The organism is Thiocapsa sp., assembly GCF_022340925.1.
Taxonomy (GTDB): Bacteria; Pseudomonadota; Gammaproteobacteria; order Chromatiales; family Chromatiaceae; genus Thiocapsa.
Genome location: NZ_JAJDNA010000044.1, coordinates 1 through 12653, shown reverse-complemented (window position 1 = coordinate 12653; position 12653 = coordinate 1). Strand labels below are relative to the sequence as shown.

At 67.8% G+C, this 12653-nt stretch carries 8 protein-coding genes and 1 pseudogene; 6 read left to right on the top strand and 3 right to left on the bottom strand.

Annotated elements, in window-relative coordinates:
• The first annotated feature begins 150 nt into the window (after positions 1 to 150).
• Both LJE61_RS06170 and metH read left to right on the top strand, forming a co-directional pair.
• The gene (locus tag LJE61_RS06170) at positions 151 to 405 is read left to right on the top strand and encodes a type II toxin-antitoxin system Phd/YefM family antitoxin (protein WP_296917781.1); all 255 of its coding nucleotides are present in this window, start codon (positions 151 to 153) and stop codon (positions 403 to 405) included.
• 109 nt (positions 406 to 514) lie between these two features.
• Positions 515 to 3148 (top strand): annotated as a pseudogene (gene metH / locus LJE61_RS06165) (methionine synthase); the annotation flags it as partial.
• A gap of 59 nt (positions 3149 to 3207) precedes the next feature.
• Here metH and LJE61_RS06160 read toward each other — a convergent pair.
• Positions 3208 to 3531, bottom strand: a complete 324-nt coding sequence (locus tag LJE61_RS06160; RefSeq protein ID WP_296917777.1) for a DUF2845 domain-containing protein — start codon at positions 3529 to 3531, stop codon at positions 3208 to 3210.
• Between the two features lie 187 nt (positions 3532 to 3718).
• Positions 3719 to 5923 carry a DNA helicase RecQ gene (gene recQ, locus LJE61_RS06155; RefSeq protein WP_296917775.1) on the bottom strand — a complete coding sequence of 735 codons (2205 nt, stop codon included), beginning with the start codon at positions 5921 to 5923 and terminating at the stop codon, positions 3719 to 3721.
• Positions 5924 to 6157: 234 nt separating this feature from the next.
• On the opposite strand from recQ, the gene ppx reads away from it, so the two are divergent.
• Positions 6158 to 7681, top strand: coding sequence for an exopolyphosphatase (gene ppx, locus LJE61_RS06150; protein WP_296917773.1), 1524 nt, complete (start codon positions 6158 to 6160; stop codon positions 7679 to 7681).
• A 136-nt stretch (positions 7682 to 7817) separates the two neighbouring features.
• A complete protein-coding gene (locus LJE61_RS06145) occupies positions 7818 to 8237 on the top strand; it encodes an SCP2 sterol-binding domain-containing protein (RefSeq protein WP_296909428.1) in 420 nt (139 codons plus the stop codon).
• A gap of 291 nt (positions 8238 to 8528) precedes the next feature.
• On the opposite strand, the gene LJE61_RS06140 is transcribed toward LJE61_RS06145, so the two are convergent.
• A complete protein-coding gene (locus LJE61_RS06140; protein WP_296917771.1) occupies positions 8529 to 10151 on the bottom strand; it encodes a SagB/ThcOx family dehydrogenase in 1623 nt (540 codons plus the stop codon).
• Positions 10152 to 10489: 338 nt separating this feature from the next.
• On the opposite strand from LJE61_RS06140, the gene LJE61_RS06135 reads away from it, so the two are divergent.
• A complete protein-coding gene (locus LJE61_RS06135; protein ID WP_296910247.1) occupies positions 10490 to 11929 on the top strand; it encodes a Mur ligase family protein in 1440 nt (479 codons plus the stop codon).
• Positions 11907 to 12653: cation:dicarboxylate symporter family transporter (locus LJE61_RS06130; protein WP_296917769.1), on the top strand; the 747-nt coding region annotated here is incomplete at its 3' end. The genes LJE61_RS06135 and LJE61_RS06130, both read left to right, overlap by 23 nt.

Here is a 12653-nt window from a genome sequence, read left to right as displayed (position 1 = left end):
GAGGCGATCGCCGCCAACCAGCGATCCTATACCGGGCGGTTTCTTGCGCCGCTCCTGGAACGCGGATGGTGAGGGAATACCCGGCTCGTAGGCGTCGGCAACGCTGCGCTATCCTTTGACCAAGCCAGACCGGAAAGGCAGGTAAGGAGCATGGCCGGGACCATCCTGAATCTCTGCGAGGCCAACCCGTCGCTCTCCGAGCCGGGCGAGCGCGCCGCAGCCGGCAAGGAGATCGTGATCGCCAGGGCGGGGCTTCCGCTCGCGAAGCCGGTGCCTCTGGATCGCTCGAGCGAGCGGGGCAGACCGCGCGGATGGGAGGGCAAGGTGCGCAGCGCCGACGGCTTCGACGCCTCGCTGTCGGAGATCACGCCCACCGACCAGACCGGATGCCGCCGGACGGCTTGATCACGCAGGCTCACCCCGGCCCCGCGGACATCGATCGCGTCGATCGGCCCAGGGCCAGGGCCGCGGCGATACGCAAACCCTGCAACGGTGGACCCGTTCCATGACCCCACAAGCCAGCTTCATCAACATCGGCGAGCGCACCAACGTCACCGGCTCCGCCAGGTTCAAGCGACTCATCCTCGACGGCGATTTCGATGCCGCGCTGGATGTCGCGCGCCAGCAGGTGGAGAACGGCGCTCAGATCATCGACATCAACATGGACGAGGCGATGCTGGACTCAGAGTCGGCGATGACCCGATTCCTGAATCTGATCGCCGCTGAGCCGGACATCGCGCGCGTGCCCGTCATGATCGACTCCTCCAAATGGTCGGTGATCGAGGCCGGGCTGAAGTGTGTCCAGGGCAAGTGCATCGTCAACTCAATCAGCCTCAAGGAAGGCGAGGCCGCGTTCCGCGAGCACGCGAGGCAGGTCAAGCGCTACGGGGCCGCAGCCGTGGTCATGGCCTTCGACGAGGTCGGCCAGGCCGACACCGCGGATCGCAAGTTCGAGATCTGCGCCCGCGCCTACCGGATCCTGGTCGACGAGATCGGCTTCCCCCCCGAGGACATCATCTTCGACCCCAACATCTTCGCGATCGCCACCGGCATCGAGGAGCACGACAACTACGCGGTGGACTTCATCGAAGCCACCCGGCGCATCAAGCGCGAGCTCCCCTACGCCAAGGTCTCAGGCGGCGTCTCCAACGTCAGCTTCTCCTTCCGCGGCAACAACCCGGTCCGCGAGGCGATCCACTCGGTCTTCCTCTATCACGCGATTCGCGCCGGGATGGACATGGGCATCGTCAATGCCGGCCAGCTCGCGATCTACGACGACCTCCCCGAGGAGCTGCGCGAGGCGGTCGAGGACGTCATTCTCAACCGCCGCCCCGACGCCACCGAGCGGCTTCTCGACCTCGCGCCCAAGTACAAGGGCGACGGCGCGGGCGTCGAGAGCAAGCAGGACCTGTCCTGGCGCGAGGCGCCGGTGGAGAAGCGCATCGAGCACGCCCTGATCAAGGGCATCACCGACTTCATCGTCGAGGACACCGAGGAGGCACGCCAGAAGCTCGGCGCGCCCATCAATGTCATCGAGGGCCCCCTGATGGACGGGATGAACGTCGTCGGCGATCTCTTCGGCGAGGGCAAGATGTTCCTGCCCCAGGTGGTGAAGTCGGCGCGCGTCATGAAAAAGGCCGTCGCCCATCTGGAGCCTTATCTCGAGGCGGAGAAACAGGAGGGCGACACCCAGGGTCGCATCCTCATGGCCACCGTCAAGGGCGACGTGCACGACATCGGCAAGAACATCGTCGGTGTGGTGCTCCAGTGCAACAGCTACGATGTCGTGGACATGGGCGTGATGGTCCCGGCCGACCGGATCCTGGCCAAGGCGCGTGAGGTCAACGCAGACATCATCGGGCTGTCGGGGCTCATCACACCCTCGCTCGACGAGATGGTCCATGTCGCCAAGGAGATGCAGCGACAAGGCTTCACCATCCCGCTGCTGATCGGCGGCGCCACCACCTCCAAGCTCCACACGGCGGTCAAGATCGAGCCCCAGTACGCACACCCGGTGATCCACGTCAAGGACGCCTCCCGCGCGGTCGGCGTGGCCGGGAGCCTGCTTTCGAGGGAGCTCAAGGAGCGTTACGTCGCGGGCATCCGGGCCGAGTATGCCGAGGTGCGCCGACGCCGCGCCGGGCGCGACGAGGCCCGCGACCTGATCCCCATCGCGCAGGCCCGCGCCAATCGCACGCCCCTCGACTGGGAGCACTATCAGCCGCCGGTCCCAGCCGAGCCCGGCGTGCAGGCCTTCCATGAGATCCCGCTGGACGAGATCGCCGCCTACATCGACTGGACCTTCTTCTTTCATGCCTGGGAGCTGCGCGGTCGCTTCCCGCAGATCCTCGAGGACCCCGAGAAAGGGGTCGAGGCACGCAAGCTCTTCGACGACGCCAAGGCCATGCTGCACAGGATCATCACCGAGAAATGGCTCTCCGCCTCGGCGGTGATCGGCCTGTTCCCCGCCAACGCGGTCGGCGACGACATCGCGGTCTACACCGACGAGACCCGCGGGGAGGCCCTGCTGACCTTCCACTGTCTGCGCAAACAGGGCAAGCAGCCGCCGGGAAAGTACAACGCGTGTCTGGCCGACTTCGTCGCGCCCGCCGACACCGGCATTGCCGACTACATCGGCGGCTTTGCCTGCACCGCCGGGATCGGGATCGATGCGCGGGTGGCGGCCTTCGAGTCCGAGCATGACGACTACTCCGCCATCATGCTCAAGGCCATCGCCGACCGCCTCGCCGAGGCCCTGGCCGAGATGCTGCACGCGCGTGTCCGCACCCGTCACTGGCGCTATGCCGCGGACGAGGGCCTGAGCAACGAGGAGCTGATCGAGGAGCGCTACCAGGGGATCCGCCCCGCCATGGGCTACCCCGCCTGCCCGGATCACACCGAGAAGGACCTGCTCTGGCAAGCGCTGGACGTCGCGAAGAACACGGGCATCTGGCTGACCGAATCCAAGGCCATGGTCCCCGCCGCGGCGGTCAGCGGTCTCTACTTCTCACACCCCGACAGCCGCTATTTCGCGGTGGGCAAGCTCGCGCGCGACCAGGTCGCCGATTACGCCGAGCGCAAGGCCATGCCGCTTCCCGAGATCGAGCGCTGGCTGGCGCCGAATCTGGCCTATGAGACGGACGCCTGACCACAGGGCCTTCTCGAGCCGCACCGCCGCCGGGGTCCGCGGCTGTTCAGAGCTGAGCCTCAGAAGCCATACCCGCCGGTTTCGATGGATTTGACGACCCCGTCGCGAACCCTGATGCGCGTGATGAAACGGCTTGGACCGAAGTTGTAGGTCCAGACCTCGTAGGGGTCGGCGACGTACTCGATCACGTACCGACCGGTGAAGACATCGTAGCGCTCGATCGCGGACTTGCCCTCATAGCGATCGACGCGCGTCGGCGGGCCGCAACGCTCACGCAACAGCAGGACCGAATCGCCCTCGGAGACAATGTCGTTGCCGCACCGCAGAGACCAGGCCGGGGCGGCAATGGCGCAAAGACACAGCAGCGCGATCAGACGGTGCACGATCCCCACCCCCCGGAGGCCAATGCCTCAGTTCAGTCATAGACGTCGCCGCAAGGACGCTCAGGCGAGCCGCCGGCCGGCACACCGCCCAGGCATGGGCGCTGCGCTTCCTGGCGTCAGCGCAACAGGTCGCCTGCCACACACCTGGTTGACGGAAAGAAGCGCCCTCGGCTGCACAACCCGATGGTCAATCCGCCGCCGAGATCCCCATCCCTGCCCGCACGCAGCGGAGCAGGCCATAGTCGTAGCGGCCGTCGAAGGTGTCGAAGACCGGCTTCAGGCTCATGAGCGCGTTCTCGGGCAGTCCCTCGATGGCGAGCTCGATGGCCCGGATGGTCGCTTCGTCCATGCCCACGACCTGCTCGACGCTCAGGTGCCCTTCCTCGATGCAGCGTGCCAGGTGCGTGTAGACAGTGCTGGTCTTCAGCTCACGGTGCTCGGCGATCGCCTCCGCAGCCAGTCCGGAGCGAAAGAGCGTGAGCGTCTCCCGGACGGTGTCGGTCAGCCCCGTCTCCCGCGCGCGGGCGCTCACGGGGACCGCCCTCGCAGCCGGCGGCGCAGGCAACCCGGACGGTCGGCCATGCTCGGCCTCGTGGATGGCGAGCAGCTTCAGAAAGCCGTCGCCGAAACGTTCGAGCTTGGCCTGACCGACGCCGCTGATCCGGCTGAGCTCATCGCGGTCGCGCGGGCGGTAGGTCATGATCTCGCGCAGGGTGGCGTCGTTAAAGACGACATAGGCCGGAACATCCTCCTCCTGGGCGAGCTGGCGGCGGTAGTCGCGCAGGGCCTGCCACAGGGCAAGCGCCTCCGGATCGGTCGGGGGCTGCATGGCGGGTCGGCGGCCTGCAGCGGTCGATCGCCTGCGGTCCGGGTCCCGGCGGAGACGGATCCGCCGCTCACCGCGCAGCAGCGAACGACTCTGGTCGGTCAGCCGCAGGGCGCCATGGCCTTCCATGTCGACCGCAACGAGGCCCGCCGCCACCAGCTGGCGATAGACCGACTTCCATTGATCCGCGCTCAGCTCCCGGCCGATGCCAAAGGTCGTGACCCGGTCATGACCGAATCGGCGGATCCGCTCGTTGTCCTTGCCGAGCAGGACGTCCACCAGATAGCTCGTCCCGAAGCGCTGGCCCGTCCGATACATGCAGGAAAGGGCCTTCTGAGCCGCCAGCGTCCCGTCCCAGGTCGCCACCGGCTCGAGACAGGTGTCGCAGTTGCCGCAGGGTGCCGGCAGGGGCTCGCCGAAATAGCCGAGCAGGACCTGACGCCGGCACTCGGTGGTCTCGCAAAAGCCCAGCATGCCATCGAGCTTCTGCATCTCGACCCGCTTGAAGCGCTCGTCCGTCCCTGAATCCTCGATGAGGCGCCGCAGCATGACCACATCCCCCAGACCATAGGTCATCCAGGCGTCGGCCGCCTGGCCGTCCCGGCCGCCGCGTCCGGTCTCCTGGTAGTAGGCCTCCAGGCTCTTGGGCAAGTCCAGGTGTGCGACGAAACGCACGTCAGGCTTGTCGATGCCCATGCCGAAGGCGATGGTCGCGACGATGATGACGCCCTCCTCGCGGAGAAAGCGCGCCTGGTGCTCGCGCCGGGTCTCGGCCGGGAGCCCGGCGTGATAGGGCAAGGCCACCAGCCCCTGAGACTCGAGATAGGCCGCGGTCTCCTCGACCTTGCGACGCGACAGACAGTAGACGATGCCGGCGTCGCCGGGATGCTCATTGCGCAGGAACGTAAGGAGCTGCTGACGCGGGTTCGCCTTCTCGACGATGCGATAGCGGATGTTCGGCCGGTCGAAGCTCGAGACGAACTGCCGGGCCTGCTCCAGTCGCAGGCGGGCGACGATCTCGGCACGGGTCGGGGCGTCCGCGGTCGCGGTGAGCGCCACGCGCGGCACCTGGGGCCAGCGCTCGTGCAGCAGATGGAGCTGAATATACTCCGGGCGGAAGTCATGGCCCCACTGTGAGACGCAGTGGGCCTCGTCGATCGCGAACAGGGCAACCTGGACGCGATCGAGCAGCGCCAGAAAACGCTCGGTCAACAGGCGCTCCGGGGCGACATAGACCAGGTCCAGCTCGCCCTCTCCCATCACCTGCTCGACCGCCCGCGCCTGCTCCGGGGTCAACGCGGAGTTCAGAAAGGCCGCCCGCACCCCGAGCTGCCGCAGGGCATCGACCTGGTCCTGCATCAGCGCAATCAGGGGCGAGACCACCACGCCGACCCCCGGGCGCACCAGGGCCGGGATCTGATAGCAGAGCGACTTGCCGCCGCCCGTGGGCATCAGGACCAGGGCGTCTCCCCCGCCGATCACCTGATCGATGATCTCCGCCTGGGCACCGCGAAAGCGCTCGTAGCCAAAGATCCGGTTGAGGATCTGCAGTGGCGTCTCGTCCATTCCTACGTCCCCCTCGATCGACGCGGCACGGGTCGTCCACGACCGGGCCTCGGCGGACCCGCACGCAGCCCGTGAATCTTCGCATGGACCGAGCTCGCCGCGCGCCCCCTGAGACCCCGGGACGCCCGGCCAAGCTCGACGCCTCCCCGGACGACATGAGCGGCAGGCGGCGCCGGCGGTCGGCGAGGCCATCTTCTGCTACCATTCGAGCGCCGCCCAGCGTTGGATTCAGTCATGATTGAAGTGCCCGCCCAGGCCGCCGCCGGCCTCATGCTGCCAGAGGTCGTTGCGGCAGTCGATCTCGGCTCCAACAGCTTTCACATGATCGTGGCCCGCATCAACGACGGTCATATGCAGATCACCGACCGTCTCAAGGAGATGGTGCGCCTGGGCGAGGGCCTGACCGAAGACAAGCAGCTCGACCCGGAGGTCTCCAATCGGGCCCTGGCGTGTCTCGAGCGCTTCGGGCAACGCCTGCGCGGGTTTCCGCCGGGACGCGTGCGGGCGGTGGGCACCAACACGCTGCGCCAGCTCGCGCCCGCGAGCGACTTTCTGCAGCGCGCGGAGTCCGCCCTCGGTCACCCGATCGAGGTGATCGCCGGACGCGAGGAGGCCCGCCTCATCTATCTGGGGGTGGCGCATGACCTGTCCGCCGGGACCGAGCGCCGTCTGGTGGTGGACATCGGCGGCGGAAGCACCGAGATCATCGTCGGGATGGGGTTCTCCCCGCGCCTGCGCGAGAGCCTTTACATGGGCTGCGTCAGCATGTCGCGCCGGCACTTCGCCGACGGTCGCATCTCGGCCCGGGCGATGCAGAAGGCCGAGCTCACCGGGGCACTCGAGGTTCGGCCCGTCCGCGAGCTGTTCCGCCGGGCAGGCTGGCAGACCGCCGTCGGCAGCTCGGGCACCATCAAGTCCATCGCCTCGGTCGTCGCCGCCGAAGGCTGGAGCCGGGACGGGATCTCCGCAGACGCCCTGAGCCGGCTCCGCGATGCGCTGGTCGACGCCGGGCGCGTCTCCGGGATCGAGCTCGCCGGTCTCGCCGACGAGCGCAAGCCGGTCTTTCCCGGCGGCGTCGCCGTGCTTCGATCGGTCTTCGAGACCCTCGGGATCGAGCATATGCAGGTCTCCGACTATGCGCTTCGCGAAGGCCTGATCTACGAGATGATGGGCCGCAGTCAGCATGAGGACGTCCGCGAGCGGACCGTGAACACGCTCTGCCGGCACTTCCAGATCGATACGGGGCATGGTCAGCGGGTCCGCGCGACGGCCCTGGGTCTGTTGCGCCAGGTCGCGGAGTCCTGGTCGCTGCAGGACTCCAATCAGACGCTCCTCCTGGGCTGGGCCGCAAGGCTCCACGAGATCGGGGTCATGGTGGCCCACAGCCAGCACCAGAAGCACGGCGCCTACCTCCTGCGCAACGCCGATCTCGCGGGCTTTACGCGTCCGGAGCAGACGCTGCTCGCCGTCCTGGTGCTTGGACACAGGCGCAAGCTGCCGTTGCAGGACCTTGCCGCCCTGCCCCCGGGCACGCGAGAAACGACACGACGACTCTGCGTCATCCTGCGCCTCGCGGTCCTGCTGCACCGGGGACGGTCGCCGCTCAACAAGCCGAACCCCGCGCTGAGCGCCGACATGGATCACCTCAAGCTGAGCTTCCCCGGCAACTGGCTCGCCGATCACCCTTTGACCCAGCTCGAGCTCGAGCAAGAGGCGGAGCGGCTGGCGGCCGCAGGGATCCAACTGGAGTTCGGCTGAGCCGTATCCTTTTCGTTCCATCCTGCTAGAATCGGATCCGCCGCGGGGTCAGACCTCGTCGGCGCAATCAGACGCACCCGGGTCCGCCGCGACATCGCGAGCGGCCCGATCGCCGCTTAACCGGAGGACACTACCAATGGCCGCACTCTTTTCCGCTGACTGGATGAACCATCTCAAGGATGCTTGGAACGGTGAGCCCGAAGTCAAGGACAAGCTGGCCGAGATCGACTTCGACTCGGTGATCTATTGCGGCTTCAAGGATGAGGAGAACCCGCGCGGGGTCTTCGTCGTCGAGAAGGGCGAGTGCGTTCGCGCCGGCGCCTGGTCGGAAAGCGACCCGCCGGCCAACTGGGACATGCGTGCGGACCTCAAAGACTGGCTGAAGTGGGTCGAGAAAGGGATCGGCATGGCCGGCATGGGCACCGCCTTCATGACCGGCAAGCTCAAGTTCAAGGTCGGTGACTACAAGGCGATGCTGAAGGACCCGCGGATGGCGAATCCGTTCGTCAAGAGCTTCGGACTCATGCAGCAGATCGAGACGGATGAGCTGGCTTGATCCCGAGGCGCGCCTCGGCCCCGCCGGCGAGACGCTGACGACAGGCTCCTAGCCAAGATCGGCACGCGAGTCGACCTGTTCCGAGGCGGACGGGTTTCGACTCGCTGCCGCGCGATCCGCAGGGTCCCCGGAGCCGATGTGGTGGCGTCGGCTTCGGCAGTCCGCAAGACGTCTTATCCGGGGGGCGGCCCGTTCCAACCCGATCGCAACGCGGATCGCCCTGATCGTTGGGCCTCGCGAGGGATGCCCAAGCGGCGCATTGCAGGCGCAGAGGCCAGACCTCCACCCCACCTAACCGCTTCCGGACGAAGCGGCTGCGGACCCGGAATATGGCGGCTCGGTCTGAAGGCGCCGATCTTCGACCGGCCCACCGACGGTGAAGTGGTAGAGGGACTGCCAACGGGTGTCCCCGATACCCAGTAGCGCGTGGACGGCGTCGTCGAAGAAGCAGCCGATCCCGGTGCCGCGAACCCCTGCCGCCTCCGCCTCGAGGTACAGGGTTTGGCCCACGAGGCCGCACTCCCAAAAGAGCTCGCGGTAACGCCACGTACCCTCCCGCAAGGCGGCATCGAGCTCAGCCAGCATGGCCACGGCGAAGCAGCCGTCCGAGGCGATGTCCTGGTGGCAGGCGATCTGCCGAGCCGCCGCACGGGTATCTCCTTGCGCGAGGCAATACAGTGGGAGATGCGCCGGTGCACCGGGCACCGCTGCCCAGAGCCAGTCTTTGCGAAGCCCCTCGCGCAGCGCCTGAGCCGCGCCATCCGACCGCGCCAAGAGGTAGAGCCCCGGCACCACCCCCTCGACTCGGTGGACGAAGAGGACGAGATGGACCCTCGGCACCGGGGGCCAGGCGTCCAGCGGGGGCACCTCGGGACGGGGCAAGAGCGCGTCCAGCATGGCGAACCAGTGCTCGGACGCCAGCCGGGTGACGCCGTCGAAATCGACGGCGCTGCGGCGCTGCCGGATCAGGCTGGCGGCCGGCAGCGGGCTTGCAGTGGGCAGGAGCGTCGGCCGAGCCGGCCCGATCCCGGCCGTGATCGGAGCGCCGCGCGCACGTTCGCAGGCCTGCCCCACGACCCCGACCTCGGGCCAATCCCGGTGGTGGGGACTGAGGCGGTTGGCCGACCCGAAGAACCGGCGGCTCGGCGACAACAGATCCTCGAGCTGCGTCTGCGTCGGCGCATCCGCCCCGACCCAGAGCGCGAGGTCCGGCGCCTCCCGATCGCCGGCCTCGACGCCCTCCTGTCGATCCAGTCCCAGAAGGCCTGCCAGCTGCGCATCACCCCAGGGCAACGGGTGGACGCGCCAGCCGAGGACAGCGGCCGCATAGGCCACGGCCGCGATCGCGTGGCCGACGTCATGCTGACAATAGCGGTACGCGCGCAGCCCGTACTTCCACGCCTCGCGCCAATGCAGGCTGCTCAAACCCAGAACGACACCCTCGGCATGCGCGACCGGCGGTCCGGGGTCACCGGCGTCGGCCCGTCGTTCCAGGCAATGGTCACGGCTGACGTAGTGATACACCCCCGCGGCCAACCCAGGGCACGCGGCCGTGACCAGGTAGCACTCGGTCGGATGCAGGTTCCCGCTGGATGGATTGCACCGCAGCGCCCAGCGTGTGCCCCCGTAGGATTTCCACGCGGAGAGCCCGAATGAAAGCTCCAGCAGGGCCGCGATGGGCGCTAGGCCTACGGGGAGCGGCGACGGGCGATGACCGGCGCGGATCAGCGCGAACGGGGCCGGATGGGCGTCCGCCTCGAACGGCAGCTCGATCAGCTCGGCACCCTGGAAGACCCGGAAAGGCTCGGGTTGATTGGCCCAGTCCAGGCCGCCCGGGCCGGGTGCGTAGCGGTCGAGCCGATGCTTGCTCTCGCGGTGATAGTCGTAGACCAGCTGCAGTGGTTTGGCGGACATGGACACCTCATCGATCGGCTCGGAACCGACAGGACAGGGGAAGCGCCGAACGCGTCGCCGCTTCGCGTGACACGCGGGGATCGCGCCATCTTCAGTCGTGCGTCTTCCCTTGCCACCCAGATCGGGGCACCGACGCCAGATCCCGAGTATGATTCGGCCCCTGAGGGAGTTACCGATGAGCAGCCATCCATGGCCAGAATCAGCACGCAAAGCGAAAACGCGGTTGCCGCTTTCCTACATTTTCAGCGACTGAGGCCGCTTCGAATGGCGGGGCATCCTGCCCCGCACGGGAAACGCTGATCAATCAGCGTTTCCTCAGCCCGAGCGATCCAACCCCGATGTCAAGCGACCCACTGTCCCAGCTCCTGTCCACCGTCAACTTCGCCTGGCGTCGCGAGCCGCCGTCGGCAACCGCCCTCGACAATATCCAGTGGCGCGCAGACGCCTGCAACGCGGGCTCGATCCTCTTCTTCCAGCGTTTCGACGACGGACGCACGGATGCGGAGCTCCACCACCGCTACCTTGCCGATGGTGCGTACTCGGTGCTGGTCACCAACCGGATGCTCGACTGCTTCGACCGCCTGCCGGGCAAGGGTCTCTACGTCACCCGACCCCATGAGTGGGCCCAGGTCGTCAGCCGCTTCTGCGACCTCCTCTACCCGTTGGATCCGCAGGATGCGGCATTCCTGGGCGTCACCGGGACGAACGGGAAGACGACGACGGTCAAATACCTGGAGTCGATCCTCTCGGCGCACGGACAGCGCGTGCTCTCCATTGGAACCCTGGGTGTCTCGCTCGCCGGCGATCGCCTGCTCGAGACCGGGTTCACCTCCCCGCCCCTCATCGAGCTGCGCCGCCTGCTGCATGCCCATCGCCAGCGCTATGACGTGGTCGCCATGGAGGTCAGCAGCCATGCCCTGGATCAGGGGCGCGCGCACGGCATCCCGTTGCGGGACGCGGCCTGGACCAACTTCACCCAGGACCACCTGGACTATCACCTTCACGAAGCCGGCTATTTCGCAGCCAAGGCACGCATCCTCGAGATGGTCCAGGACGACGGCCAGCTCTACACGACGAGTCCGGATGTCGCGAGGCGTCTGCTCGCGCAGGGACACGCGCGGGTGCCGATCCAGGTGCTGCCGCCGGCGCGGCTGGGGCCCGAGGCGATCGCGGCCAAACCCTTCCTCGCACTCGAGCACAATCGGCAGAACTACGCCCTCGCCACCGCCCTGGCGAACGGCATTCTGGGCCCGGAGGCACGCCCCGACTGGCGGGATCTGGTTCCCGTCGACGGACGCTTCGAATGCCGGGTCATCGGCAACCGGACCCTCGTGATCGACTTCGCCCACACCCCGGACGCACTCGACACGATCCTGACCGCGATCCGTCGAGCCTTCCCGGGTTCCCACGTCGCAACCCTGTTCGGGTGCGGCGGCGACCGCGATCGCGGCAAACGCCCGCTCATGGGTGCCGCGGTCGCCCGTCATTCAGACCACGCGATCGTGACCTCGGACAACCCCCGTTTCGAGGACCCGGAGCGGATCATCGCCGACATCCTCACGGGCATGCCCCGCGAGGGACACGAGGTGGTGGTCGAGCGCCCGCTCGCGATCGCCCGCCTGCTCGATTTCCTCGCCACGCGCCCCGCCCAGGAGCCCTGGGTGGCCCTGATCGCGGGCAAGGGTCACGAGCGCTATATCGACCGGCAGGGCCGCAAGAGCGCGTACAGCGATCAGGACGAGGTCGAGCGCAATCTTGCGCGCCTCGGTTGGACGTGACGTCCGCCGGCAAGGACCACTCATCCCCGTGCGCCGGCTCTATTCCGTCCCCTTCGGCCTCCTCCTCGGCATCGCGCTCGCGCTGCTGTTTCCCTCGGGAGCACCCTCTGTCGCGTGGCTCGGCCAGATCTTTCTGTCCGTCCTCAAGCTCCTGATCCTGCCGCTGATCCTGGTCTCCATCTATGCCTCCCTCTCAGGCGGGCGGGAGCTCCGGCGCATCGGGGGGCGCACCCTGCTCTACTATCTGACCACCTCGGCCGCCGCCGCGGCCCTGGGCACGCTGATCGGGCTGACGCTCTCCCGGGACCTCCCCGCCGGCTTGCTCCGGCTCGAGCAGGTCGCGCCCGACTCGGCAGGCTTCAGTCTCGAGCGGCTCGTCGCCAACCTCATCCCGAGCAACCTGTTCGCCTCGCTGGCGGACGGCAATATCCTGCACATCGTCTTCGTGGCGGTCATCCTGGCCTTGGCCTCCAGGCGCATCGCCGCAGAGCACCGCGCGACCCTGCTCGCGGGCGCCCGGGCCACGGATGCACTGCTGATGCAGGTCCTGCGCGGCGTCCTGGCCCTCGCACCCGTCGGAATCGCCGCGCTCATCTATTCCGGCCTCGCGGGGATGGACTGGGCCGAGGTCTTCGAGCTCCATGCCTTCGTGTGGGCAGTCGCCCTGGCCGCCGCGACGCACGCGGGGGTTGTGCTGCCCGCCCTCTTCCGCCTCCGCACCGGC

Coding starts and splice junctions, on each gene's coding strand:
- LJE61_RS06170 (WP_296917781.1), top strand. CDS start 151: ATGGCCGGGACCATCCTGAATCTCTGCGAGGCCAACCCGTCGCTCTCC.
- LJE61_RS06145 (WP_296909428.1), top strand. CDS start 7,818: ATGGCCGCACTCTTTTCCGCTGACTGGATGAACCATCTCAAGGATGCT.
- LJE61_RS06140 (WP_296917771.1), bottom strand. CDS start 10,151: ATGTCCGCCAAACCACTGCAGCTGGTCTACGACTATCACCGCGAGAGC.
- recQ (WP_296917775.1), bottom strand. CDS start 5,923: ATGGACGAGACGCCACTGCAGATCCTCAACCGGATCTTTGGCTACGAG.
- LJE61_RS06135 (WP_296910247.1), top strand. CDS start 10,490: ATGTCAAGCGACCCACTGTCCCAGCTCCTGTCCACCGTCAACTTCGCC.
- ppx (WP_296917773.1), top strand. CDS start 6,158: ATGATTGAAGTGCCCGCCCAGGCCGCCGCCGGCCTCATGCTGCCAGAG.